Genomic DNA, 25,438 nt, shown 5'->3' with positions numbered 1-25,438 from the left:
GCTCAGCGCAGCGGGCGCCGCAGTTCAGGCGGCAGCGCGCGGCGGTCCTTCACCACGGTCAGTGTCAGTCCGGCGCGCTCGACGCGTGCGATCTCGTCGCCGCGCAGTACTTCGTCGCAGCGCATGTGCGTGGTCGAGATGAAGAAGTCCGCCCGCACCCAGTCGCGGGTGACGACGTAGCGCTCCGTCGGCAGCCAGGCCTGTGCCTGCAGCGATTCGGCGCACACCGCCACCTGCCACGGTTCGGCCGGCGCCGGTTCGGCGTCGATGCGCGCGCGAAGCAGCGCCGCCGCCTCGCGCACGCCGTCCGACCAGTAGTCGGTTTCCCAGCGGTCCGGCGCACCGGCGAAGCCGCCGGCCAGCCTGTTGTAGTTCACATAGTGATAGGGGGCGAGTCGCGCCATGTCGTACAGCGGCACGGCGACGCCGGCCGCGCACAGCAGCGTGAATGCGGCGGTCGTGGCCGGTCGCGCACGCGACCAGCGCCCGGCGGCACACAGGCCGGCGGCCGACATCACCGCCAGCGGCGGCAGCAGGAAGGTGAAGTGGCGGATGCCGTTGTACAGCGTCGGCCGGGTCGCCAGTGCGAGGGCCAGCGGCAGCAGTGCGGCCAGCAGCACCGGCAACCAGCGCAGCCAGTCGATGCGTCGCCCGGCGTTCAGCGCGCCAGCGGCGGCGAGCAGCAGACCGGCCAGCGCCAGTTCGGGCAGGCGGGCGGCGAGGTAGAGCGGCAGGTAGTGACGCGGCACCTCGCCGATCTTCATCACCTCGCCATCGAGCACCGTGTACAGGTCGAAGGTGAAGTGCGAGAAGGTGGTGAGCGCCTTGAACAGATTGCCCGGCGCCTGCACCGACCACGGCCAGCACAGCGCCATCAGCGCCAGTGCGACCGGCACGGCAGGCAGCAGGCTGGCGATCGAGCGCAGCAGATGAGCCGCCCGCGTGCGCAGGTCGCCCGCTGACAGTGCGCTGACCGCGACCACGGTCAGGCCCAGCGCCATTACCGCGAACACGGCGCCGACGCGCAGCCCGAACGCACAACCGATGGCCGCACCCAGTTGCAGCACAAGCGCCAGCGGCGGGCGCGGCATCAACGGCACCAGCCGCACGATGCACAGCGTCGCCCACGCCATGCACGCGGCGAAGGGGATGTCCTTGGTGTGCGTGAACAGCGCGCCGCCCCAGGCGCCGGTCAGCATCAGCAGCCCGACCGCGCTCAGCGCAGCCGCCTCACCGGCCAGCAGGCGCGCCGTGCGATACACGGCGAACAGGCCGCCGAGACCGAACAGCGCGGTCAGCAGATGCCGCAGATCCCACACATTCATCGCCGGCAGCAGGCGTTCGGCCGAAGCGGCGAGCAGGTCGAACAGGCCGCCGTAGAGGTAGAGGTTCTTGTACTGGAAGGCCGCAAGGTCGGTCAGACCGGAGCGGTAGTAATCGAGCAGCAGCCGGCCATAGACGTGCTGTACCTCCTCGTCATTGCTCAGACCGTGCTGGTCGAAGCACAGCAGGACGTACAGCGCGATCAGGACGAACAGCAGGAAGGCGGGGATGTTGCGGCGGACGGCGGCTGGATTCACGACGAGTGCAGGCGGTTGGACGGCCGCATAACGCGCGACCGCGTGCCGCGCTGACAGCGCGCGCAAAAGAAAACGCCCCGCAGTTGCGGGGCGTCGGTTCGCGCCGAGTTCGGTGCTCAGACGCGGCGACGGGCGATCGCGCCAATCACGCCCAGACCGGCGGCCAGCAGTGCCCAGCTTGCCGGCTCGGGCACCGGCAGCGGGCTGCCGGCGTACAGGATGGCGTGCGACAGGTTCTGCGCGTTGCCCCTGACGTTGGTCGCGATGCCGGCGGTGGTGTCGAAGCTCAGGGAAGTGACCGGGGCGGCCAGGTCGAAGTAGTAGAAGCTGTGCTGATTGGCGGCCTTCAGGCCGATCACGATGCGTCCGCTGACCGCGCTGTCGAAGTTCAGCGTGCCCGAGGTGGCGCCGCTCGGGCTGGACGAGAAGGGACCGAAACCGGTGCTGTCGGTCGAGCCGACGAAAGTCCAGCTGCCGCCGAAAGTGGTCGCGAGAAAGTCGGTTTCGGCGCTGGCGCCATTGATGTTGTTCGGCCGCGACCCGACGCAGGCGCTGGCGGCGACGCCGGAGAAACTGGTGTCGGCGCAGTTTTCGGCGCGGGCACCGTTCATGGCCAGCAACGCCAGCAGGGGCAGGGACAGTCGGGCGAGGGACTTCAGCATTTCGGGGCTCCGGATCGCTGCGCAGCGATGGCCGCGCGATGGAATTGATGCTACGCAACATGGCCGCGGACGGCCGGTAATAAGTCATGCAGAAAGTGACCGAAAGGTTACGTTTTGCATCGCACCACGCGGCGTAACCGCGATCGTTCGGTCGAGTGACTGCGCCTGCTCGGGCGACACTCCGGTGGGAGCGACCTCTGGTCGCGATGTGGCTTCGGCGGGCCGCCGGTGCCATTCAAGGCCGTAATCGCGAGCAAGCTCGCTCCCACAGAAGCTTCGCTCTGGCTAGTTTCGCGGATCTGGCTCAACCCTTGTAGGGGAGCAGCCGCGGCAGTGACACGCCAGTCGCAGTCCGCCTGCTTCGATGCAAGCTGTCGTCGGGGTCAGAAGACCCCTCTCACAGAACCCCGGCCCTGGCGCGGGTCGTCGATCGAGTGCACCACCCCTGTGGGAGCGGTCTTCTGACCGCGACGCGGCCGCTGCCGTCCGCAGGCTCTGATGCAGGCTGCTGTCGGGGTCGAGACCCCTCCCACAGAACCCCGGCTCCAGCAGAGGATCGGGCGCACTCCCTGTGAGAGCGGCCTTGGCCGCGACGGGGCCGCCGCAGTCCGCCGGCTTCGATGCAGGACGCTTTCTGGGTGACAAGAGTCCTTCCCAAGGGGCATCAGCGCGCAGGGCGTTTGCTGTCAGTTGTTGACGCGTGGAGCGCCGCCCCGTGGTTCAGCCGCCCAGCGCGCCCAGCGTCACGGCATTGGCCGCAAGCAGGGCGGGCAGCGTGTCGGATGCCAGCACGCCGTACTCGCGCACCCGCGCGGCGCCGATCGGGTCGCCCGCGAGCGCTTGCGTGGCCGGGTGCACCATCACCGCGTCGCCGTCGGCGGCGTTGCCCAGCCAGCCGGAAAGTCGCTGACGGTAGCCGGTGGCGTCGCCGTCGAAGCCGTAGGCCCCGAGCAGTCGCGGCATCGCGCGGATGTGGGCGGCGAAGGCGAGGCGCTCCAGTGCGGCGGCGCCGAGCGCGGCGATGAACAGAGGCTTGGCGCCGTCGCCGATGCGCGCGCCGCTGATGCGCAGCCAGGGCAGGCGGCCGGCGTAGCGCGCGACCAGCACCTCGATCAGCGCGTCGCGGATCTGCGGCAGCTGGTGCACGTGCTGGTGGCCGTCCACATAGGCCGGTGCACGGCCGGTCGCGTCCTCGAACAGTGCGCACTGGGTGGCGATCTCGTTGCGCAGTGCGCTCGCGTCGAGCCGGCGCGCCAGGGCGGCGCCGATCAGCGGCCACAGGCCGCGGCGCAGCGGGCTGAATTCGGTGAAGTCGAGGTGCAGGCCGAAGCCGCCCGCGGCACCGATGCGCAACGCCGCCGCCGGCCAGCCCGGCGCGCGCGTCATGCAGCCGGCACCGGACAGCCGGCCGTCTGCCATCAGCGCCAGGATGGCGTCGTCGACCGCGGCGTTGTAGCCGTAGTCGTCGGCGGTGAGATACACCGTCTTCACGCCGGGGAGTGCGCGAACGCCCAGTAGCGGCCGAGCAGCCAGGTGCTCAGCGCGACGAACACCAGCACGATGGCCAGCGCGACCCACAGCGGCAGCGGCGTGAAGCGCAGCAGCGCGGCGAGCATCAGCTGGTTGCCGACGAAGGCGGTACAGGACACCGCCAGCAAACGCGGCAGCGCCTGCCGGTGCGGCGCCTGCGTGCCGGCGAAGGACAGATTGCGGTGGCCGAGGTAGCTCACCGGGAAGGCGCACACGAAGCCGACCAGATTGGACCAGGCGGGGGCGATGCCGGTCGCCCAGTCCACGCCCAACGTGACCAGATAATGCGTCGCCGCCGCGCAGCCGCCGACGATCAGGAACAGCAGTACCGACGCCCGCATCAGCGCTCGTCCCCGCTGCGCACGATTTCGGCAACCACATAGGGTGGCCGGCCTTTCACCTCCTCGTACACGCGGGCGAGGTATTCGCCGAGGACGCCGATGAACAGCAACTGCACGCCGGAGAAGAACATGATGCTCACCACCACGGTCGGCCAGCCCGGCACGTCGACGCCGAGCAGCATCTTCTCGACCACGATGTACAGGCCGTAGGCGAAGGCGATCGACGACAGCAGCAGCCCGATCAGGCTGGCCATGCGCAGCGGCAGCACGGAAAAGCTGGTCAGCCCGGTCCACGCCAGACGCATCAGGTTGAGCCGGTTGAAGGTGGTTTCGCCGGCGGCGCGCGGCAGCGGCGTGTAGGGAATGCCGATCGAGCGGAAACCGACCCAGGCGTACATGCCCTTCATGAAGCGCTGGCGTTCGGGCAGCGCGAGCAGGGCGTCGACGACGCGCCGGTCCATCAGCCGGAAGTCGCCGGCGTTGGGCGGAATGTCCAGCCGGCCACCCATATTCATCATGCGGTAGAACAGTTTTGAACCGATCTGGTTGAACAGCCCTTGCTGCGCGCGGTCGGCGCGCACCGCATAGACCATGTCCCAGCCCTCGCGCCAGTGCGCCAGCATGGTGCCCAGCAGGTCGGCCGAGTGCTGGCCGTCGGCGTCCATGCACACCACCACGTCGCCGCGCGCGTGCTGCAGGCCGGCGGAGATCGCCGCCTCCTTGCCGAAATTTCGCGAGAAGCGCACCAGCGTCACCGGCAGACGCTGTGCGCAGTCGGCAGCGATCTGCGCCGTCGCGTCACGGCTGCCGTCGTCGACGACGACGATCTCATAGTGCGGCACCAGCGCAGCCAGGTGGCGCGCAATCATGTCCAGCGTGCTGGCGAGCGCACCAGCCTCGTTATAGGCCGGCACCACGACGCTGAGTACGGGCAGTGTGGTACGCGCGGAAGAGCGCGGCGGTGGGGTGGTCTGGTTCATCGTGTTGAGTCCGCTCCGACGGCTGCCGACTGCCGGTGTGCAGAGCGGCGCGGCGCCGGAAACGGCGTGCAGTGTATCGGTTGAGGTGGCTGTCGGTGCGCTTTACAGCTTGGGTGCGAATCGTTCGCGCACACATTGTGACAATCACAAGACATTGACGCGAAAGCGTTTCCGGGCTTCTGGCACAGCGGTTGCTGAAAGCGCCATCACGCGCCGGACGGCGCCCATGCAGGCTGGAAACGCCCGAGCGCATCCGCCTGCCGACACGACAACACTCAACGAGAAAAGCGATGACCTTCCCGACTCATTTCCTGAATCTGATTGCACGCGGTGCCGCGGCTCTGTCACTGGCGCTTGTTGCGTCGCATGCCGGCGCAGCCGTGATTGCCCAGGACGGCTTCCAGTCCTATTCGACCGGCGCGCTGAATGGCGCCAACGGCGGTTCGGGCTGGGGCGGCGCGTGGAGCGCGACCGGCAACGCCAACGTCGTCGATCCGGCGAAAAACCTGTCCGGCAACCGTGCGCTGGCCCTGACCGGCAACGCAAGCAATGCGGCAGTGCGCACGCTGGCGTCGTCCTTCAGCGGCAACAGCCTGTTCGTCAGTTTCCTGGTGCAGGCGGACCGCGGCAGCTCGATCGACCGCAACGACTTCATGGGCCTGTGGCTGGATCTGGGCACCAACAACGGTGGCAGCAATCGCCCGAACATCGGCATCAAGGGTAACCAGGACAGCACCAGCGCCACCAACGACATCTTCGCCCGCACCACCGGCACCAATGGCAGCTATGCGCCGGACAGCAATCTCGACGTGCTCGACACCTATCTCGTGGTCGGCCACCTGTACCGCAATGCCGCCGGCAACTACACGAACTTCGATCTGTGGCTGAACCCGACCGTCGACGACTTCCTGTCGCCGGATGCGAGCTTCACCGGCAACGCCGGCATTTCGGCGATCGATCGCGTGGGCATCCGTCTCGCCAACCTCGACAGCGGCGACCGCATCCTGATCGACAACCTGCGGCTGTCGACCACCTTCCAAGAAGCGACGGCCATCCCCGAGCCGGGCGTGCTCGGCCTGCTGGGCCTTGGCCTGGCCGGTCTGGCATTCGCGCGCCGTCGCAACACCTGAGCGCTCCGGCGCTCGCTTCAGGGGGCTGCCGCGGCAGCCCCTTTTTCGTTCACGCACGGATCGCGGCGGTGCGGAGACGGCACTGCGCTGACGGCTTGGGCGGGAGACTCGAGGCTGAACGGGGTACTGCTGCGCCGCCGACCTCAGTGGTCGCGGTTCTTCAGCGCCTCGGCGGCGCGGGTGAAGTGCTGCATCAGCCGCACGCCGACGTCGGTCGGGATGTCGGTCGCTTCGATCGCATGCACCATGCAGCGCAGCCAGGACACGACTTCCGCCTGGCCGATGGCGATGTGTGCGTGCATCTGCCGCAGGTTGGAGTGGCCCATGCGTTCGGCGTAGTAGCGCGGGCCGCCGAGGAAGCCGCACAGGAACTCGAACTGCGCTTCGCGCAGGTGGGCGACGCCGAAACCTTCCTGGTGCAGCTTGTGTACCGGCTCACCGTCCGGGTGGGTTTCGACGATGTCGTAGAAGGCATTGACCAGCCGGCGCAGCGGCTCTTCGCCGCCGATCTGCTGGAACATGCTGGGCGGCTTCATCGACGGGGCGTTCATCTTCTTCCCATGTACGGATGTCGTTGCGGGTCGTGGACGCAGCGTCGCGAAGCACCGCGTTGCCGCATGGAGGTCAGTGCAGTTTTCCCTCTGACGGCACAGTCGGAACACCGCGTCCACGGACCGAAGGATTGCGCCGCGGCGGTGCCGGCGCAATACCGCATAGGGGGTAGTCGGCGCTGTCCACAGGAACTATGCCGGCGCCGGAGTATGTGCATGGAATGACCCGTCGCCGGTCAGCCGACCGGCGTCCATCGTGAGCACGCGCCCCATGCGCTCGAAGGCGCGCGGGCGGTGCGCGATCAGGATGACGGTGCGGCCGGGCGCGTGCTCGCTCATCAGTGCGTCGATCACCCGTGCTTCGGTGTCGGCGTCGAGGGCCGACGTGGCTTCGTCGAGCAGCAGCACCGGCGCGTCGCGCAGCACCGCGCGCGCGATGCCCACGCGCTGGCGCTGGCCGCCGGACAGGCTGTGCCCCTTCTCGCCGACCGGGCTCTCCAGCCCCTCGGGCAGCAGCGCGATCACGTCGTCGAGCTGGGCGATGCGGCAGGCGCGCAGCACATCGACCATGCTTACCTCGCGGCCCAGGGTCAGGTTTTCCAGCAGTGACAGGCTGAACAGTTCGGTTTCCTGCGGCACCACCGCGATCTGGTGCAACAGCGCCTCGTGCCGGATGTCGGCCAGCGGCACGCCATCGACGGTGAGCCGGCCCGATTCCGGCGGGTAGAGCGCCAGCAGCAGCTTCACCAGCGTGCTCTTGCCTGAGCCGGAGCGCCCGGCGATGCCGACGTGCTCGCCGCGCGCGATGCGGAAGTCCAGCGGCCCGAGCACGCGCCGGCCGTCGTGCGCGAAAGTGAGCGCTTCGGCCTGCAGCGCGCGCCAGTCGACCGGCCAGTCCAGCGTGCCGTGCTGGCTGGGCTGCGGCGCGAACAGCGGCATCATGCGGCCGAGGTTGGAGGTGCGCTCTATCATCGTCTGCACGCGGTCGGTCATGTCCATCGACGCCTCGCGCAGCGTGTTGAAGTAGGCGCTGTAGGTGAGCACCAGCCCAACCGACAGCCCGCCCTCCATCACGCCCCAGGCCACGCCGAAGATGTAGATCGCCCAGGCCAGCGCGGTGTGCAGCTGGAACAGCATCCACTTCGTATTGGTGAGGCGCAGCCGGCGGTAGGCGAAGTCGCGTGCCGCGCGTTCGCGGTCGGCCACGCGCGCCGTCATGTCGGCGCCGGCATTCATCGCCTTCACCGACAGGATGTTGGCCGCGCTCTCGACGAAGCTGCCGCTTGCGTTCTCCATCGACGCGTTGATCTGGTCCGACAGCCGCGCGATGCGGCGGTAGAAATACCACTCGATGAAGCCGAGCACGCCGCAGTAGTAAAGGAAGAAAAACACCGTCGCCGGGTGCAGCAGCATGCAGGCGATCAGCGCGCCGAAGAAGGCGCCGCTGGCAGTGAGCAGCGCATTGACCAGTTCGCTGGTCCAGTCGCGCACCGCGTCCGCCCCGGTGATGACGCGCTGCGCCTTGTTGCCGGTGCTTTCCTTCTGGTGCCAGGCCAGCGAGAAATCGAGCAGGCGCTCGAAGCCCCACACCTTGGCGCGCATCCGCGCATCGATCGCCATGCGCCCGATCACCCGCTTGGTCGACAGCCGCACCAGCGCCACGCAGGCATGCGCCACGCCCAGCGTGACCACCAGCGTGTACAGCGGCGCGAGGCTGTCACCGCGCTGCCAGCCGAGCAGGAAATCCGCCACCCGCCCGATCAGGTAGGGCGGCAGCATCGGATAGAACTGCACCACGCCCAGCACGCAGATGAAAAACAGGTAGCGGCGGCGGTCGGCGTCAAGAAAGAAGGCAATCGCGCGCGGGACGTCGGTCAGGCGGAAGGTGGGTGGGGCGGACATGGTGGGGCGGCAAAGGTGAGCCGCACATTATCGCGGGTCGGGGAAGTGGTGGCTTGCGAGACCACGGATCAGTCGAAAAGCGGATAGCCGTTTAACACGGCAGATGAGAGGCTCTGATAAACGGACTGCGGCAGTAACGCAATGAAAACTGTAAGGAATCAGTTGCGTTGTCCGCTGGAATGTCACGCAGGCGTCTGGAATGTCCATCAATCTTGACGTTCTACATCACGTTATAACGCGCAATGAAGCTGGTGCCTCATCACTCATTTGACGACCGGCAGCAAGCGCTCACGGTGGCGATCCTGGAGGCCATCGCCGCCGAATTGAGGAAGGTGGACGCGCCGAGCGAATTGATCGAGCAACTTACCGGGTCTATTGCGTTTGCAGTTACTGCTTTGCTTGACGATTCAACGTCTGTGGACTTTGCGGACGGAGAAATATCGCCGATGCTCACTTTCCAAGTTGGTAGTGAAGAACTCGCTTACGCAGGCGGGAACACTTGGATGCACGAGTATGTGTACCGGCTTCTCCCGAGCGTTCTTCAGCGAATGAGTGACACGGACGATGTGTAGTCTGCGCTCTAACACGACAGACAATCGGACCGCCTTCGGCGTCCGGTCACTTCTACGTTAGACCTCTATGCCACTCCCCTTTCGCGTGACAGACAAAGGCATTCAGGCGCTTGAAGAAAGGATTGGCGTCTCTGCTGGCTTCTTCGAGGCGCTGTACGACGAGGATGACTGGTCATTCGTCATCAAGCTGCACGCCCTTCTAGAGGCCGCGTGCACGCACCTCCTCATGTTTCACTTTAAGGAGCCAGACCTTGCTGATGTCTTCAGTCGACTGGAACTGAGCGGCAAGACGGTTGGCAAGATCGTCTTTCTGGGAAAGATCGGACTCCTTGGAAAAGAGCATCGGCGCTACGTTTCGGCGCTATCCGAGCTCCGGAACGATCTTGTTCACGACATCCGGAACTCCCAGTTCGACCTCCAAAAGTACGTCGAGGCGCTGGACGCCACCGCCCTCAAGAACTTCGCTCTTTCGTTCAGTCCGTACGAGTCAATCATTCGCGGTCTACCGGATCTACCTCTGAAAACGGAAGAAGAGCGCCTACGCATGAAGGAGGCTACAAGCATCACGGAGATGCTGGAGCGAGCGAAAGCGACTCCCAAGTTCCATATCTGGGTCGGAGCACATGCCACGCTGGTTCAAATCGTCGACATGCAGGGCTACAGCGACTACAAGCAATGGGTGAAAGCAAAGCACAGTTTTGGCGCCGGCGATGAAGAGGTCTAACCCTTTCATCGAGGGGTCGTCCTCCAGCAGGCTTCGCCTGCCTCCGGCCGCCCCTCATGTCAAACGTCAGGCGTTTCAAGCCATGCCCGAAGACTTCAAGCGCGAGGGAAACCGGAAACATCTGTACATCCGGTCAACCAAGCTTGCCCGATCAAAGCAGCTTGTGATCGACTCCCCGCGGGTCATCGAGGTTCAGCTTTGAAACAAGCGCATGAAGCAAGCGTGAAAGCTTCGGTCCGAACAAATGTCCTGTTTGTTTGCAGCCGAAACCAGTGGCGAAGCCCGACGGCGGAGCAGGTGTGGCGTAAGCATCCATCGCTCTCGGTCAGGTCTGGCGGAACAAGCCCGAATGCGAGGCACCCCGTCACCGCTGCCGACCTTTCATGGGCTCATGTGGTCTTCGTCATGGAAGAGAAGCACAAGTCCCGGCTAATGACTGAGTACAGGCGAGTTCTCGAGAACAAGCCGATTCACGTCCTGGATATTCCGGACGAGTACCGGTACATGGATGCCGAGTTGGTCGAGCTGATTGAAAAGTCGGTGGGGGCGGTTCTTGGGCTCGAATAGCGGATGCTCTGTCCCGGTGTGCCCGCAAACACCTTTGGGCGGCGGAGTTCGGCGTGCTGTGCACGAAGCAGCGAGTGCAACGGTCAGCGAGGTTGAAGTTGACTGCACTCCGCGCTTGCGTGGCATCGGGACGTCCTCCGAATCAGTAAAGAGGGGGCCGGACAGTGCCCATGCAGTCAATGGGGACCGAACACTGATTGAACGAGGAAGCATGAAAGCGTGACCACTAGGTTGCTCCTGTTTCGCCTGACCGTCGCGCGATGAGGCAGCGCGGTCGCCGCCCGTCCCACGCTGAGATCATTCATGTCTGCGCGCTGCCCACACTGCAATGCACGACTGTCCTGGCTGAGCTTGAAGCGCGCTTTCCGTTGCTCCTCGTGTGGCTCCGATCTCGCCGCGAGGACGTTCTGGCCCTGGCTTGCAACCATCGGGCTCTGGTCGCTTGCGGATATCCCGCTCCGGATGGCGATGCCGGTGGCCGAGGGCGCTGGGGCGCTTCTCGGTGTTGCCGTGAGGGCGAGTGCGAGCCTCGGCATCGGCTATGCCATCGCTTGTGTTGTCGTGGGCACTTTCAGCACCGTTTCGATGGCGAACAAGGTACATGAGCGCACCGCGTCCTGAGCACGGCGCACGCCGTTCGATCGTGTCTGCAACGGGCCTGATGCTCGGCATTGCGCGGTGCGCAGCGCTGCTTGGCCTCGGTCTGGTTGGCCTGCTGTATCTGAACGACGCCGTCTTCAGTGCCTGGGTCGCGGGCGGACCGCCGGGGCCTCACAAGCTGGGCTGGGAGCGACGTTCCCTCGCTTCGTTCCTCTGGTCGCTCGCCGCCTTTGTGGCGGCGGTCGGCATGTTTCGGGCGCTGGGTCGCCTTCCGCGGATCGGCACGCTGGCCTGTCTTCTGCTCGCGGTGGCGGCCGGTCTGGCGCTTGCCCCCTTGGTTGCACGCGAGATCATGATCGATGCCTGTGTCGACAGGGGTGGCTGCTGGGTGCATACGGCGCTCGAGTGTGAGCACTAGCCCGGCGTATGCTTGACCGGCCACGCTGCGGGCACGCAGCAGCCGTTTGAGAGGAGCATTCCATGGGATTTCTTGGCATGAATCACGGGCTGTTCTTCCTGCCCTTTCTGGTGATCTTCGTCATTCCGGCCTGGCGCATCGTCAGCAAGGCCGGGTACAACGGCGCGTTCTCACTGCTGCTGCTCGTGCCCTTCGTCAACGTGATCGCGTTGTGGGTGTTCGCCTTTGCGGAGTGGCCGGCGCGGGGGCGCAGCGAATAGTCTGCGATGCTGGGCGGGTCGCCCTCGCACCGCCGTTGCTTGATGGGGCCGTCATGCACGATCCGCCCGACTGCAGGGTTCAACCGAATCAGTCTTTTTGAAATGCAGATACGCGAGGCGCTTGAATCCGACCTCGATGCGCTGATGGCAGTGTTTGCCGCGGCGGTTCACGATCTTGCGGGTCGCGTCTATACCCGCGAACAGTGTTGCGCCTGGGCACCGCTGCCGCCCGATCCGGACGTCTGGCGCGCCCGCCTGGCGCGTCTGCATGCCCGGCTCGCGTGCGACGGCGCTGAGGTGGCCGGTTTCATCGGCTACACGCATCAGGGTCACGTCGATCTGCTGTTCACGGCGCCGCAGCATGCGCGCCGGGGTGTGGCGTCCGCACTCTTCCGTGCGGCTTGCGCGGACCTCCGCCGCGCCGGCGCCGAGCGCGTCTTTGCCGAGGCCAGTCTGGCGGCGCGCCCATTCTTCGAGCGCCACGGGCTGGCCGTCGTTGCCGAGGAGGTCGTGCTGCGTCAGGGCGAGGCATTGCGCCGCTGCCGCATGGAGGGCGCACTGACATCTCCGCATGTTCCGACGGCGCCTTGAAGCGGTCTGTACCGGGCGCGGCAGAACGGCGTCGGACCCTGAATGCCGGCGCACGATGAGCGAAGCCGTTCGCGCTATCCTCGGCGATGACAAGAAACGCAGAACGCGCCCGCGGGGGCGCGGTCTACGACGCCACAGGAGGACGCATGAAGACCTATACGAAATCACCCGAGGCGATCGCCCGCCTTACGCCTGAGCAGTACCGGGTTACGCAGCAGAACGGCACCGAATACCCGGGCACTGGCGAATACCTGCACAACCACGAGCCGGGCATTTACGTCGACATCGTGTCCGGCGAGCCGCTGTTCGCGTCGAGCGACAAGTTCGAGTCCGGCTGCGGCTGGCCCAGCTTCACCAAGCCGATCGAGCCGGCGCACGTGACCGAGCTGCGCGATGCCTCGCTCGGCATGATCCGCACCGAAGTGCGTTCGGCGCACGGCGACAGCCATCTCGGCCACGTCTTCCCGGACGGCCCGCGCGACCGCGGCGGGCTGCGTTACTGCATCAACTCGGCGTCGCTGCGCTTCGTGCATCGCGACAACATGGTGGCCGAGGGCTACGGCGACTATCTGGATCAGGTGGAGGACGTGCGATGAGCACCGAACGCGCTGTGCTTGCCGGCGGCTGTTTCTGGGGCATGCAGCAGCTGATCCGCCGCCTGCCCGGCGTGCTGTCGACGCGCGTGGGCTATAGCGGCGGCGACGTGCCGAACGCGACCTACCGCAATCACGGCACGCACGCCGAGGCGATCGAAATCCTGTTCGATCCGGCGCAGCTGAGCTATCGCCGGCTGCTGGAGTTCTTCTTCCAGATACACGACCCGAGCACGCCGAACCGTCAGGGCAACGACCGTGGGCCGTCCTACCGCTCGGCCATCTACTGGACCAGCGAAGCGCAGCGCGACGAGGCGCTGCGCACCATCGCCGACGTCGATGCGTCCGGCATCTGGCCGGGCAAGGTGGTCACCGAGGTCGATCCGGTCGGCGATTTCTGGGAAGCGGAACCTGAGCACCAGGACTATCTGGAGCATTTCCCGAACGGCTACACCTGCCACTTCCCTCGACCGAACTGGGTGCTGCCGCGCAAGGCTGATCAGTAAGCGCTGCGAGGCCGGTCAGACGTCGGTGTTGCAGAAGGGCAATACGTCCCAGAGCATGTGCGCGAACACCGGCGGCCACAGCTGGCCGGTCCGTACGAAGTGCAATGCGAAGGTCAGTCCGATGATGGCGACGGCCAGCATGCCGACCGGACCCTGGTAAAGGTGATACGAGGTGCGCAGCAGGAGCGGAAGGCCGATCGCGACCGACAGACCGAATCCGCGCAGGCCGCGCGTCAGTACGCCCAGCAGGAATACCTCTTCGAAAGTGCCGTTGACCATGGCGGTCGTCACGATGACGGCCGACGACGGTTGCGACGCAAGCATCATCTGCTGTACGTGACCCGCGCCAGAACTGTCGGCAAAGGGTTCGGTGGCAAACACGGCCACAAGCCATGCCACGAAGGCGAGCAGAACGCCAGCGAGGCTGCCGCGCAGGGTTGGGCGGGGCAGTGCCGGCTGCAGATCCTGCTGTTGCCATCGGAGGTAGGTGAACGCGGCGATGGCCGCCGAAACTTCGAACATGCATGTCCAGAGCATGCCCGTGTCGCTGAAGCCCTCCACCGGAAAATCTCTGGCTGCGGATTGCAGCGACAGGGTGATCGGCAGACCGAAGCAGAGAAGGGAAACGATCCCTGCTTCCCGCAGGGTGAGTGTGGTGCGCAAAGTGGGATGGTCCGGATCGCGTGTGAAAGGAGCGCCGGGTGTCGGTCACGGCGCGCTGGCGATGCGCATGTTAGCCATATTGCATCGGCTGCGCATCACCCCGGCATGACGCGACGGAGCCGGTTCTCCCTTACCGGTCGTGGCTGACGGATGTCGATCAGGTGCTGCGGCGGCGCGCGAAGGCGCCGAGCACTGCCAGACCGGCCGCCATCAGGCCCCAGGTGGCGGGTTCGGGCACCGGCGGTGCGACCGCGGCCGTCAGCAAGCCGGTATTGCCTTCGAGGGTGTAGCCCTGCGGCAGCAGGATGCTCAGGCGGCCGGTGTTGAAACCATCGACCGCGCCCCAGGACTGGCTGTAGTCGAACGGCGGGCCGGCTTCGGGGTGGATGGGTTCGGGCGTGACCTGGGTGCTGAGGTTGTTCACCAGCACGAAGCTCTGGCCCGGCGCCATCGTGACGGTGAGCCGGATTTCGCCGATCAGGTCGTCCATGTCGTCGTTGATGACGCTGCTGGTGGCGCCGGCGTACGGCTCATCCACATAGACGAAGCCCGGTTCGAAATAGGTGACGTTGCCCTTGCTTTCGGTGCGCACGGCCGTGTCGTCCAGCAGGTCGGTGCGGAACGCCAGTTGCGACTGGTAGTTCACATTGGTGAAAGCCACCGTGCTCGACGGTACGCCAAGCGTCAGCGTGCCGACCAGCTGGTGGAACACGTTGCCGCTGTAGGTGTGGAAGCTGCCGTCGAAGGTGAATACGAAGGTGACGTCCACCGGGCCGCTGCCCGGGCTGCCGACCAGCACGCCGCTGCTCGTGTTCTGGGCGAAAGCCGAGCCGATCAGCAGATCGGGGACACCGCCGACGCCGCGGCTGTCGATTTCGCTGAACACGCGCACCGTGCCGGTCGCATCGTCGCCCTGCGCCTTGCCGACGAAGGTGACGCCACCCGCCGACACGTAAGGCGTTTCATCGAGGTTCACCGACTGCAGACCGCCACCGCTGACGATCTGGCTTTCTGCTGGCGTTACCCACTGAACCTGGGTCAATGCGTGGGCCTGGAACGACAGGGTGGCGAACAGGGTGAGCACGGGAAGACGGGCAAGGGCGCGCGGCATGGTGACCTCCTGGGGCGGTTGAAGGATGAGTCCCGCCCCGCAGCAAGATGCGCACCAGCCGAGAACTGTTCACATTCAAATCAATCGTTTGCGTGCGAACGGAAGTGTACGACCTGAGTGCTGTATGGCGTGTCGACACCCTCATTTGAGGGGGGGCTCTCAGCCGTGCCGCGCCGGATGAGGGCGCAGGTTGCGCGCCTGACGTGGCGAACAGGCGGGCGCGGCGCGTGATGAAAGTGTGGGAGGGGTCTTCTGACCCCGACTGCGGCGCTCGGGTACGAGGCGGCGAATGATGACCGGCCCAGTCGCGGTCAGAAGACCGCTCCTACAGGGGAGGCGTGCCTGATCCGCAGCCGAGGGGGCCGCAGGAGTGAACCTGCTCGCTGGCCGAGCTGCGGCACTGCCTTCGGCGGCGCTGTGAGCCGTCAACGAAAACGGCGGACACGGGCACCCCCCATGTCCGCCGCGAGCGCGCTAAGCGCTGCTTACTCCGGTTGCGTACCGGCCGGCAGCACTTCGCCGTCGTCGAACTTCGACAGCCAGTCCAGCGTGGTCGGCTTGTAGCGCACCAGACCCTTGTACTCGGCCAGCTCGTTCGGCAGCGTGCTCAGCACGCGATGCAGGCGCTTGGCCCAGCGCGGATAGGTGGCCAGCTCGTTCATGCTGGCCAGATAGCCGCGGATCGAGAACAGCATGCCGTTGCTGCGCGGCAGGCGGAACAGGGCCTGCAGTTCGACCCGCAGATGCACCTTGTCGCCGACGTTGTCCGGCGTCACGCTGGCGCGGTCCGGACCCCACTCGGGGTAGGTTTCGGGCGAGGTGTCGAGGCGCGGGTTGATGGTCATGGTCCAGTTCAGGCGGCGCACCGGGCGGCCCTGCTGCAGCATGAGCAGGTACTTCAGCGCGCGCTCGAACACGCCCAGCTCATGCGCCAGCGGCACCGGACCGTGCCATTCCATGAAGCTCATGCCGGCGTCGAACATGAGCGACCAGTCGGCCTGCGAGGTGATCATGCCGGCGTCGGCGAACAGATCGTTGTCGCGCTGGTCCATGATGACGAAGTCACCCTGGGTCTGCCGCGTGATGTACTCGAAGGGCGGGCAGGGCAGCGTGGCGGCATCGCCGAAGGTGAAGGTCTGCTCGATGCCCAGCGGCTTGTTGATCCAAGTCCAGCGCGCGCCGTCCCTGGCCAGCGTGAACATGTCCGGATAGTCGCGCGACAGCGATTCCATGATCAGCTCGAGCGTGTCCCACTCGGCGTCCATCATGTGCGGCAGCGACACGCAGCGACCCGGATCGCGCTCCAGCGTGATGGCGCGGTCGCGCATTTCGGCGATGTAGTGCTCGTCGATGTCGAAGGCGTTCTCGAACACCGAACCGGCCGGCCCCTTGGTATGCGGTTCCATGTTGACCGAGTACATGTACTGGTCCTGATGGAAGGGGAAGGGGAAGCGGCGGATGGCCGCCGGCGAGTTGCGGTAGGTGTAGTCGCCGCGGAAGGTTTCGTCCGGCTTGAATGCGATGCTCATGTCGTCTTCCTCACAGGTTCAGGGTCAGGCAACCGCCCTTCAGGCGCGACACGCAGGGCATGATTTTCTTGCCCGACGCGCGCTCGTCGGCGCTCAGATACAGGTCGTGATGGATCAGCTCGCCTTCGGCGCCGAGCACTTCCAGTTCGCACTGGCCGCAGGCGCCGCCGCGACAGAGGTAGGGCGCGTCGACGCCCTGCTGCTCGATCGCTTCCAGCAGTGACAGATCGCTCGGCACGGTGAAGGCCTTGCCGCTCAGCGCCAGCTTCACGTCGAACGGCTCGCCGCCGGTCGGTGCGAGGAACTGTTCGCTGTGCAGATGGCTTTCCGGCCAGCCCAGCGATTTGCCGGCGTTCATGCTGGCGGCCACCATGCCGGCCGGACCGCAGATGTAGAAGTGGGTGCCCAGCGGGCGGCCTGCCAGCAGCGAGCCGAATTCGATCTGTTCACGGCGCGACTGCACGTAGTGATGCACGCGGCCCGGTGCCAGCGCCTCCAGCTCGTCGGAGAACACGCCGTATTCGGGACCGCGGTAGGCGTAATGCACTTCGAAGTCCGCACCCAGGCGGGCCAGTTCGCGCGCCTGCGACAGGATGGGCGTGATGCCGATGCCGCCGGCGACCAGAATGTGGCGGCGGCCGGTGCGGATCAGCGGGAACAGGTTCACCGGCGCCGAAATATCGATGCGCATGCCTTCGCGCGCCTGCTCGTGCAGCCAGCGCGAACCGCCGCGCGACTCCTCCTGCTTGCGTACCGCCACACGCCAGGTGTGGCGCACGGTCGGGTCGCCCAGCAGCGAGTAGGGGTTGCGATGCGGGCGATCGCCCAGCGGCAGCGACAGCACGATGTGGCTGCCGCCGGAATAGACCGGAAACTCCTCGCCGTCGGTGCGCGACAGGCTGAATTCGCGGATGCCCGGCGCCAGTTCGCGGATGCGGCGGATTTCTACGTTGAGGGATGCACTGCTCATGGGTAGACCACCTCCGCAGCGGGGACCTCGCCCGGCACTTCGGCGTCGATCTGGAAGCCCATGTAGGCCCCCAGCCGGCGCGAGAAGTGGTCGCGCACGAACAGCGATCGTCCGCAGCCGCTGCATGAAACGATGTTGGTGTGCACGCCGCGCGTGATGGTGCGGCAATGCACGCAGAACACCGGGCGTGCCTTGCTGCCCAGTTGTGCGTAGCGAACTTCGTCGCGTCCGACGCCGAAACCGTCAGCCACGCGCGACGCCTGCCACACCGCGTCCTCGGGGCCGGCGAGATAGATGCGCGTGCCCATCTGCGCGACGTAGAGCGCGTCACGCAGCACTTCCAGCGCCTCGGCCAGCGAGTGCGTTTCGAGATAGAGCGCACTGTCGGGCAGACCCTGCGACCAGCAGCTGCGCGCCTCGGCGGACGTGCTGCCCAGGTGGATCAGCGTGATGGTGCCGGCGGGCGGGTTGGACAGCAGGCGCTGCGCCAGAGCGGCGTCCTCGGCGGCAACGAATAGGATGTGATGCGTACCGGCGCGATCCCATTCGAGCTCTGCGTAAACCGGCTGGCTTTTGATGGCTGGGGTGCTCATGCGGCGTCTCGATGCGAGTTGCAGACATGCCGCGCGCCGGAGCGCGCGGCGGGTCGGATTCGATGCGCGATCAGCGCTTCTTGTCCGGATGGGTACGTTGACGCAGCGGGTCGTAGAACGGCGTCGGCACCACCAGCGCGGCCAGCTTGCCGGCCTTGCTGGCAATGGTCAGGCGGGTGCCGATGTTCGAGTACGACGGCTTCAGGTGCACCATGGCCAGCGACTGCATCAGCAGGCGGCTGTACGAAGCCGAGGTGACCACGCCGACTTCCTTCTCGCCGTCATAGACCTTGGCGCCTGCTTCGACCGCTTCGTGGTGCAGCACGGTCATGCCGGCCTGCTTGGCGCGTTCGCGGCCCTTCAGTGCGAGCACGGCAGCCTTGCCGATGTAATCGCCCTTCTTGTCGAGGTCGACCGCCCAGTCCATGTTCACTTCCCACGGCGTGGTGTCGCCTTCCGGCATTTCGAACGGGAAGAACAGCAGCGCGCCTTCGACGCGGGTCAGGTCGAGCGCGGTCCACGAGCAGGGGATGACGCCCTTCGGCTTGCCGGCCTCGAGGATGGTGTCCCACAGGAACACGGCGTCGGCCGCGCTGCAGTACACCTCGTAGCCGCGCTCGCCGGAGTAGCCGCCGCGGCCCAGCGTCACCTTCTTGCCGAACAGCGTGGTTTCGACGTGGTTGAAGTAGGGCAGCGCGGCCAGATCGGCGGGCGTGTGCGGGGCCAGCACGTCGAGCGAAACCGGGCCCTGCAGCGACAGGATGTGCACGTCAAGGTCGGCCTCGATCTTCACGTTCTTGCCGGCGGCCAGTGCGGCCAGCGTCTTCGGCGTGGCGCCGCTGCCGTGCGAAATGCGGAACTTCTCGGCGCTGTCGCGGATGATCATGATGTCGTCGACCAGCGCACCAGCTTCGTTCACTTCGCCGCCGAGGCGGGCGGTGCCCGGCTTCAGCTTGGTGATGTCGATGGTGACCAGACGGTCGATCACGGCTTCGGCGTCCGGGCCGGTCACGTTGACGATGTTCAGCGCCGACACGTCGTACAGGCCGGCGCGCGTACGCGTGGCGACGACTTCGTCGTGCGGGCAGCTGTTGTAGCTCCACGGGATCGGCATGTTGTTCCACGTATCGCCGTCGAGCTTAGAACCGAGCTGGCGGTGCCGCTCGTTCAGTACCGAATTCCTCTGCATTCCCGGATCTCCTTGTCGTGGGCGTCGCCGCGCTGCGCGGTCGATCTGGGACTGATTCTGTTGTCCGGGGCAGGACGGGACAATTCTCAAGAGGGGTTACCCCCTAGGTGGTATGTGCTCAGTGGCGCCTGCTGCGTACGCTGCGCGCATCACGAACAGGGGAGGCGAGCGATGGCGAAGGCCGGTGGAGGTGAAGGTGCGTGTCTGTGCGGTGCCGTGCGCTACCGCGTGCGGGGGGCGCTGAGCGCACCGGTGGCGTGCCATTGCAGCCAGTGCGCCCGCACCAGTGGACACCACGCGGTGATGGCGAGCTGCGCCGACGCCGACCTCGACATCATGGCGGACGACACCCTGCGCTGGTACGCCTCTTCGCCCAGTGTGAAACGCGGCTTCTGCGCCCGGTGCGGCGGAAACCTTTTCTGGAAGGACGCCGGATCCGATGTCACCTACGTGACCGCTGGCACGCTGGATCGGCCGACCGGACTGAAGCTGTCGGCCCACATCTTCGCCGGCTCGCGCGCCGACTACTACGACATCGACGACGAGCTGCCGCGCAGCGACGCCTGGTAGGGGCGAACGTTCACCGCGCGGCTGAGGCGGTGCGGATTGCATTCCGGAAATGAAAAAGGCGCGGAACGGCTTTCACCGCTCCGCGCCCTGCGGCCTGCTTACAGCGATCAGGCGCGCACGCGGGCCTTGGTCGGGTCGTAGTGCGAGGTCTTCACCTGGACCGCCTTGATGCGCTTCTGGTGCCCGTCCAGCTTGCCGATCTCGACTGTGGCACCCAGCTCGACCGCCGACACGTCCAGCCGCGCCAGTGCGATGGTCTTGCCGAGGATGGGCGAGCGCGTGGTGCTGGTGATCTGGCCGATCTGTGCGCGACCGTTGAAGATCGGGTCGCCGTGCGCCACCAGTTCGGTGCCTTCGATGTCGAGGCCGACCATGACGCGCGCCGGGTGGGCCTTGCGGCGTTCCAGCGCGGCCTTGCCGACGTAGTCATCCTCCTTGTCGGCCGCCACCGCGAAACCGATGCCGGCTTCGAACGGGTCGGTCTGGTCGCAGAAGTCGTACTCGGCGAAGATGAGCGCCGCTTCGATGCGCAGCATGTCGAGCGCGGCCAGGCCCATCGGCGCGATGCCGTGCGGTTCGCCCGCCTTGGCGATGGCGTCCCACACCTGCACCGCGTGCTTCGGGTGGCACCACACTTCGTAGCCCAGTTCGCCGGTGTAGCCGGTGCGCGACACGACGACCGGCAGGCCGTCGATCTTGCCCACGGTCAGGCGGAACCACTTCAGTTCGTCCATCGACGCATTGCCCGGCGGCGTGACCACGATCTCGCGCAGGATGTCGCGCGACTTCGGGCCCTGCACCGACAGGTTGTGCAGCTGGTCGGTGGAGGATTTCACCCACACGCGCAGGTTGTGCTTGGCCGCCAGTTCGCGCAGCCACACGCCGCAGTAGTCGTCGCCGCACACCAGACGGAAGTTGTTCTGGCACAGGCGGAACACGGTGCCGTCGTCGATCATGCCGCCGTGCTCGTAGCAGAGCGCGGTGTAGACGATCTGGCCGACCGCCAGCTTGCGGATGTTGCGCGTGGTGGCGAGCTGCAGCAGCTGCTCGGCGTCCGGGCCGGTGATTTCGAACTTGCGCAGCGCGGACAGATCGATCATCACCGCGCGTTCGCGGCAGGCCCAGTATTCGTCGATTGGGCCGTTGGACGAGAACGAATCCTGCAGCCAGAAGCCGCGGTACTCGACCATGCGGCGGGTGAGCGCGGAGGTACGGGCGTGGAAGCCGGTCTCGCGGGTCAGTTTGGGGGCGGCGTCGGGCGTCATGCGGTGTGCGATCCCTTTGGAGAAGTTGTTCGAGGCGTCATAGACCCGCACGTGGATATCCGTCGGGTTCCAGCCGTTGGCCGGGTCGATGTCGTCGGTGCAGGACGAGGAGGCGCAGACCAGGTCGGTCATCGCGCGCAGTAGCACGTAGTCGCCAGCGCGCGACCACGGTTCGTCCAGGCTGATGCTGTCGTCGTGATTGACGATGGTGTTGTAGAAGAAGTTGATCGCGGGCCAGCCTGCACGACGCGCCACGCCGTGCGGTTCGAGCGCGTTGTTGAAGTTGTCGCTGCAGTTGGCGTGACCGGGGTAACCCATGTCGTCGTAGTACTTCGCACTGCAGGCCAGCATGAAGGTGTCGTGGCGGCCGACGGTGTCGCGGACCACCTCGACCAGCGGCACCTGGCGCTCGTCGTAGTACTTGTTCAGCAGGCCGGGGCCGGGGCTGGCCGAACCCATCAGCGTGCGCGTGGTGGTCGGGTCGAGGTCGTACTCCTGGCCCTGCGCCAGCGCGGCGGCATCGAAGGCGAGGAAGTCGGAGCACTGGCGGCCGTCGACGTCGATCACCTGGATGTAGTCGCCGGCCCTCACGCGGTAGGCCTGCGCGGTGCCGGCGGCGATGCGCAGGTCGAGCACCGGCGGCGCCAGCGGCGGCGGCGCGATGCTGGCGACCGACTCGGCGCACTCGACGTCGGCGATCAGTTCGGTCGGCGCGTTCTGCTGGTCGGGCTGCATGTCCTCGCCTGGCGCATGCAGCGCGCAGCGCACGGCGCCCGGTGCGGTGACGACGTGCCGGGCTCCGGGCAGCCCGTCGCTGCCGAACAGCTCGGCGCAGACCAGGCTCCAGCCGGCAGGTGCGCCGCTGAGCAGTGCGCGGGCAAAGGCCGGCACATCGGCCGGGGTGGACACCGACAGACCGGGCAGCATGGCGGTGGCGATGCCGGTCGGGCCGGCGACGTAGAGCAGGCCAGGCTGCAGGCCTTCGGGGTCGGTCAGCGTGAGGCGGTCGCCGGCGGCGAGGTCGAAGGACACCGCCGCGCCGCCAGGAGCGACGTGACGGACGTGGCGCGCACGCGTTCGCGCGGCAGTCGCCGGATTCAGCGAAGGTTCGACGATCGTGTTCATGTCATGGAAGCACCCGCGACCCGACGTGCCCGGTGGTGGCCGGGCAGGTCGGGTCGCATCAGGGTTGGTCGGTCACGGGTGTGACACCCGTGGGCCCCGGGCCGTCAGGCCTGCTCGGTCGAGGCCGGCTCGTTCAGATAGGCCTCGAGCGAGTCGTCCAGTGCCTCCAGCCACGAGGTGTGGTGCGGCGTGGCCATGGTGCCGGTCATCAGCGAGCGGTAGCACTTGTTGCGGTAGCCCATGATGTCCTCGTACTTGTCCTTCTTCCACTCCAGGAAGGTCTGGTTGACCTCGGGAATCGGGAAGCTCGGATAGTCGGTGGCGTCGATCAGGTGCTGGATGTACTTGCCCTGGAATTCGAACATCTGCTGGGCGTCTTCCAGCGTCAGTTCCTCTTCGCGCCACTTCATGTCCTCGGCGTGCATCTCTTCGTACGACGGCACCGGCAGGCGGCCGAGGATGACGTCGCGCGCGTACCAGGCCTGGGCGTCGAACATGTTGAAGCTGTACCACTGGTCCTGCATGCCGAGGTACATCAGCTGCGGGTTGTCCTCCCACATGATGCCCTTGTACAGATTGAGCGGCCACAGACGGTTGTCCGTCTTCAGGCGCAGTTCTTCCGACAGGAACGGGAAGTGGTGCTTGTAGCCGGTGCACAGGATGACGGCGTCGATGTGCTTGCTGGTGCCGTCGGCGAAGTGGGCGGTCTTGCCTTCGACGCGCAGCAGTTGCGGCTTCTCTTCCCAATTGGCGGGCCACTTGTAGCCCATCGGGTTGGTGCGGTAGCAGCTGGTGATCGAGCGGGCGCCGTACTTGTAGCACTGCGAGCCGATGTCTTCCGCCGAGTAGCTGGCGCCGACGATGAGTACGTCCTTGCCCTTGAATTCGAGCGCGTCGCGGAAGTCGTGCGCGTGCAGCACGCGGCCGCCGAAGGTTTCGAAGCCGGGGAAGTAGGGCACGTTCGGCGTCGAGAAGTGGCCGCTGGCGACGATGACGTAGTCGAACTCTTCCGAGTAGGTCACGTCCTGGTCGTAGTTGTGCACGGTGACGGTGAACTTCTTCGTCGCGTCGTCAAAGGTGACGTTGCGGGCGGCGGTGTTGAAGCGGATGTACTTGCGCACGCCGGCCTTCTCGACGCGGCCCTTGATGTAGTCCCACAGCACTTCCCGCGGAGGGTAGGAACCCATCGGGCGACCGAAGTGCTCGTCGAAGGTGTAGTCGGCGAATTCCAGACATTCCTTCGGGCCGTTGGACCAGAGGTAGCGGTACATGCTGCCGTGCACCGGCTCGCCGTGCTCGTCCAGGCCGGTGCGCCAGGTGTAGTTCCACATGCCGCCCCAGTCCGACTGCTTTTCGTAGCACACGATTTCCGGAATGTCGGCGCCCTTGGACTGGGCGGACTGGAAGGCCCGGAGCTGGGCCAGGCCGCTGGGGCCGGCGCCGATGATGGCAACGCGCTTCTTCATGATCTGTATCCCTCTTGTGTGGTCCGTTCTGGATACGACCGCGGCATGCGCTCGGCTGCCCGGTCGGTCGCTGGACGTCGTGCATTCGCCGCGTCTCAGGTGCGGCGAATGATGCGAAGGCCGATCAATGCCCACAATTCTCAAGAGGGATTACCTCTTAAGGGGTAAGGGGCGGGTGAGTCGAGGGGCTAGGGACTAGGGATCAGGGGCTATGGAACAGGTGTGGCTGCGCCACACGAGGTCAGGGCGCGGCCCCTCTCGCCCCCAGCCCCTGATCCCTGGCCCCTGCTTACCCCTTAAGAGGTAATCCCTTGTGAGAATTGTTCCGACGGCGGCCCGCTTCCAATAATCGGACCCACATCGAGACGACCGCGCAACGTCAGCCGGTCGCGAAGTGCGGGGAGATCAGGGTGACGCAGTGCTGCTGCCGTTTTGACGCCGATCACGGACACGCCTCTCCGGACCCCTTCCGCACTTCTTCCTTCAGCACTCCCGCCAGTCGCAGCGTCGCGGCCGGTGCAGATTCTTCGCCACACCCGTTTCCGAGTATCAGGGTCGCATCCGGCAACGACGCCAGGTCGCGCGCCGACTCACAACCGGACAGCTATGGGCAGGCCGTCCGCTTTTTCAGATCGCCCGAAACCGTGGATCAACAGAGGGAGAACACCGTGCTTAACCACCGACGTCACCGCAACACCCTGAGCGCCGTATTGCTGGGCCTGCTCGCCGTACCGTTCTGTGCCCAGGCTCAGGAAGCCGCGGCCGCCGCGCCGGCCTATACGATCAGTGCCAATGTGGGCCTGTTCTCGCAGTACATCTTCCGCGGCATCAGCTACACGCAGGAAAATCCGGCGGTGCAGGGCGGTTTCGACCTCGCGCACTCGAGTGGCGCCTACCTGGGCATCTGGGGCACCAATGTGAGCGACCTGGCGCTGTCGAACGCGACCGGCGAGATCGACGTCTATGGCGGCTTTGCCAAGACCATCGACGACTGGACCTTCGATGTCGGCTTCCTGCAGTTCATTTTCCCGGGCGGCAAGTACGATCCGTCGGGCGAGAGCCTGAACACGCTGGAACTGAACGCGGCGGTGACGTGGAAGTTCATCCAGCTGAAGTACTCGTACGCGGTGACCGACTACTTCGGTTTCAGCAAGAAGGCTTTCGGAGCGGATTCGGACGGTTCGGACTACATCGAGCTGAACGCGAACTACGAGTTCATGCCGTCGTGGATCGCCAACGTTCACGTCGGTCACCAGAAGGTGAAGAACTATGACGATTACGACTTCACGGACTGGAAGGTCGGCGTGACGAAGAACTTCGAAGGGGGCTGGCAGGCGGCGGTGGCGTATGTGGATACGAACGCGGACAAGAACTTCTACACCATCTGCGACAACGGCATCCGTTGCAAGGACACCGGCGACAGCAAGTGGCTGATCTACGTGAAGCGCAC

Annotated in this window: 25 protein-coding genes; 10 read left to right on the top strand and 15 right to left on the bottom strand. The window is 66.0% G+C overall.

All coding sequences use genetic code 11. The features are described 5' to 3' along the window. Positions 1-2: 2 nt before the first annotated feature. The 5 genes from AC51BJ_RS01285 to AC51BJ_RS01265 form a co-directional block, all read right to left on the bottom strand. Positions 3-1,580 carry an ArnT family glycosyltransferase gene (locus AC51BJ_RS01285; protein ID WP_496279084.1) on the bottom strand — a complete coding sequence of 526 codons (1,578 nt, stop codon included), beginning with the start codon at positions 1,578-1,580 and terminating at the stop codon, positions 3-5. Positions 1,581-1,696: 116 nt separating this feature from the next. Continuing rightward, positions 1,697-2,242 (bottom strand): PEPxxWA-CTERM sorting domain-containing protein, encoded by a 546-nt coding sequence (locus AC51BJ_RS01280; protein ID WP_496279083.1) that lies wholly within the window; start codon positions 2,240-2,242, stop codon positions 1,697-1,699. A gap of 720 nt (positions 2,243-2,962) precedes the next feature. Continuing rightward, the gene (locus tag AC51BJ_RS01275; protein WP_496279082.1) at positions 2,963-3,733 is read right to left on the bottom strand and encodes a ChbG/HpnK family deacetylase; all 771 of its coding nucleotides are present in this window, start codon (positions 3,731-3,733) and stop codon (positions 2,963-2,965) included. Further along, a complete protein-coding gene (locus tag AC51BJ_RS01270; protein ID WP_020163227.1) occupies positions 3,730-4,113 on the bottom strand; it encodes a GtrA family protein in 384 nt (127 codons plus the stop codon). Before AC51BJ_RS01270 ends, AC51BJ_RS01275 begins: the two co-directional genes overlap by 4 nt. Continuing rightward, positions 4,113-5,093 (bottom strand): glycosyltransferase family 2 protein, encoded by a 981-nt coding sequence (locus AC51BJ_RS01265; RefSeq protein WP_496279081.1) that lies wholly within the window; start codon positions 5,091-5,093, stop codon positions 4,113-4,115. Before AC51BJ_RS01265 ends, AC51BJ_RS01270 begins: the two co-directional genes overlap by 1 nt. Positions 5,094-5,383: 290 nt before the next feature. Between AC51BJ_RS01265 and AC51BJ_RS01260 the strand changes: the two genes are divergently transcribed. Next, the gene (locus AC51BJ_RS01260) at positions 5,384-6,223 is read left to right on the top strand and encodes a PEP-CTERM sorting domain-containing protein (RefSeq protein WP_496279080.1); all 840 of its coding nucleotides are present in this window, start codon (positions 5,384-5,386) and stop codon (positions 6,221-6,223) included. 143 nt (positions 6,224-6,366) lie between these two features. On the opposite strand, the gene AC51BJ_RS01255 is transcribed toward AC51BJ_RS01260, so the two are convergent. Both AC51BJ_RS01255 and AC51BJ_RS01250 read right to left on the bottom strand, forming a co-directional pair. Further along, on the bottom strand, positions 6,367-6,774 hold the full coding sequence (locus AC51BJ_RS01255; protein WP_019915513.1) for a group II truncated hemoglobin: 408 nt from the start codon (positions 6,772-6,774) through the stop codon (positions 6,367-6,369). 192 nt (positions 6,775-6,966) lie between these two features. After that, entirely contained in the window at positions 6,967-8,676 is a 1,710-nt protein-coding gene (locus AC51BJ_RS01250; RefSeq protein ID WP_496279079.1) for an ABC transporter ATP-binding protein, read from the bottom strand. A gap of 242 nt (positions 8,677-8,918) precedes the next feature. Here AC51BJ_RS01250 and AC51BJ_RS01245 point away from each other — a divergent pair, with 242 nt between their 5' ends. From AC51BJ_RS01245 to msrA, 7 genes are all read left to right on the top strand, one after another. After that, positions 8,919-9,248, top strand: a complete 330-nt coding sequence (locus AC51BJ_RS01245) for a hypothetical protein (RefSeq protein ID WP_496279078.1) — start codon at positions 8,919-8,921, stop codon at positions 9,246-9,248. Positions 9,249-9,315: 67 nt separating this feature from the next. Next, complete coding sequence (locus AC51BJ_RS01240; protein ID WP_496279077.1) at positions 9,316-9,972, top strand: hypothetical protein; 657 nt, start codon at positions 9,316-9,318, stop codon at positions 9,970-9,972. Positions 9,973-11,140: 1,168 nt separating this feature from the next. Beyond that, positions 11,141-11,557, top strand: a complete 417-nt coding sequence (locus tag AC51BJ_RS01235; protein WP_496279076.1) for a hypothetical protein — start codon at positions 11,141-11,143, stop codon at positions 11,555-11,557. 62 nt (positions 11,558-11,619) lie between these two features. Beyond that, positions 11,620-11,817: a hypothetical protein gene (locus AC51BJ_RS01230; RefSeq protein ID WP_496279075.1), complete on the top strand. Its 198-nt coding sequence runs from the start codon at positions 11,620-11,622 to the stop codon at positions 11,815-11,817. A gap of 6 nt (positions 11,818-11,823) precedes the next feature. Continuing rightward, positions 11,824-12,408, top strand: a complete 585-nt coding sequence (locus AC51BJ_RS01225; RefSeq protein WP_496279074.1) for a GNAT family N-acetyltransferase — start codon at positions 11,824-11,826, stop codon at positions 12,406-12,408. Positions 12,409-12,554: 146 nt separating this feature from the next. Beyond that, a complete protein-coding gene (gene msrB / locus AC51BJ_RS01220) occupies positions 12,555-13,004 on the top strand; it encodes a peptide-methionine (R)-S-oxide reductase MsrB (RefSeq protein WP_304003883.1) in 450 nt (149 codons plus the stop codon). After that, positions 13,001-13,507 (top strand): peptide-methionine (S)-S-oxide reductase MsrA, encoded by a 507-nt coding sequence (gene msrA, locus AC51BJ_RS01215; protein ID WP_496279073.1) that lies wholly within the window; start codon positions 13,001-13,003, stop codon positions 13,505-13,507. Before msrB ends, msrA begins: the two co-directional genes overlap by 4 nt. Positions 13,508-13,522: 15 nt before the next feature. Here msrA and AC51BJ_RS01210 read toward each other — a convergent pair whose 3' ends face one another. From AC51BJ_RS01210 to AC51BJ_RS01185, 6 genes are all read right to left on the bottom strand, one after another. Further along, positions 13,523-14,170: a CPBP family intramembrane glutamic endopeptidase gene (locus AC51BJ_RS01210; protein WP_496279072.1), complete on the bottom strand. Its 648-nt coding sequence runs from the start codon at positions 14,168-14,170 to the stop codon at positions 13,523-13,525. Positions 14,171-14,327: 157 nt separating this feature from the next. Further along, positions 14,328-15,281, bottom strand: a complete 954-nt coding sequence (locus AC51BJ_RS01205; RefSeq protein WP_496279071.1) for a PEP-CTERM sorting domain-containing protein — start codon at positions 15,279-15,281, stop codon at positions 14,328-14,330. A 485-nt stretch (positions 15,282-15,766) separates the two neighbouring features. Next, positions 15,767-16,810: a heme-dependent oxidative N-demethylase family protein gene (locus tag AC51BJ_RS01200; RefSeq protein ID WP_430432681.1), complete on the bottom strand. Its 1,044-nt coding sequence runs from the start codon at positions 16,808-16,810 to the stop codon at positions 15,767-15,769. Between the two features lie 10 nt (positions 16,811-16,820). Continuing rightward, positions 16,821-17,780 carry a PDR/VanB family oxidoreductase gene (locus AC51BJ_RS01195; protein WP_496279070.1) on the bottom strand — a complete coding sequence of 320 codons (960 nt, stop codon included), beginning with the start codon at positions 17,778-17,780 and terminating at the stop codon, positions 16,821-16,823. Next, positions 17,777-18,373 carry a dimethylamine monooxygenase subunit DmmA family protein gene (locus tag AC51BJ_RS01190; protein WP_020163247.1) on the bottom strand — a complete coding sequence of 199 codons (597 nt, stop codon included), beginning with the start codon at positions 18,371-18,373 and terminating at the stop codon, positions 17,777-17,779. The genes AC51BJ_RS01195 and AC51BJ_RS01190 overlap by 4 nt, the downstream gene beginning before the upstream one ends. A gap of 70 nt (positions 18,374-18,443) precedes the next feature. Continuing rightward, complete coding sequence (locus tag AC51BJ_RS01185; RefSeq protein ID WP_496279069.1) at positions 18,444-19,562, bottom strand: aminomethyl transferase family protein; 1,119 nt, start codon at positions 19,560-19,562, stop codon at positions 18,444-18,446. Between the two features lie 171 nt (positions 19,563-19,733). On the opposite strand from AC51BJ_RS01185, the gene AC51BJ_RS01180 reads away from it, so the two are divergent. Next, positions 19,734-20,132, top strand: a complete 399-nt coding sequence (locus AC51BJ_RS01180; RefSeq protein WP_496279068.1) for a GFA family protein — start codon at positions 19,734-19,736, stop codon at positions 20,130-20,132. A 107-nt stretch (positions 20,133-20,239) separates the two neighbouring features. Here the strand turns inward: AC51BJ_RS01180 and AC51BJ_RS01175 are convergent, their stop codons facing one another. Further along, complete coding sequence (locus tag AC51BJ_RS01175) at positions 20,240-22,522, bottom strand: trimethylamine N-oxide demethylase (protein ID WP_496279067.1); 2,283 nt, start codon at positions 22,520-22,522, stop codon at positions 20,240-20,242. Positions 22,523-22,626: 104 nt separating this feature from the next. Beyond that, positions 22,627-23,988, bottom strand: coding sequence for a trimethylamine monooxygenase (locus tag AC51BJ_RS01170; RefSeq protein WP_430432686.1), 1,362 nt, complete (start codon positions 23,986-23,988; stop codon positions 22,627-22,629). Positions 23,989-24,656: 668 nt separating this feature from the next. On the opposite strand from AC51BJ_RS01170, the gene AC51BJ_RS01165 reads away from it, so the two are divergent. Next, on the top strand, positions 24,657-25,438 hold a 782-nt coding region (locus AC51BJ_RS01165; protein WP_496279066.1), incomplete at its 3' end, for a TorF family putative porin.

It is taken from the genome of Methyloversatilis sp. S146-33 (assembly GCF_059552495.1).
This window is presented reverse-complemented; position numbering and strand designations above follow the sequence as displayed.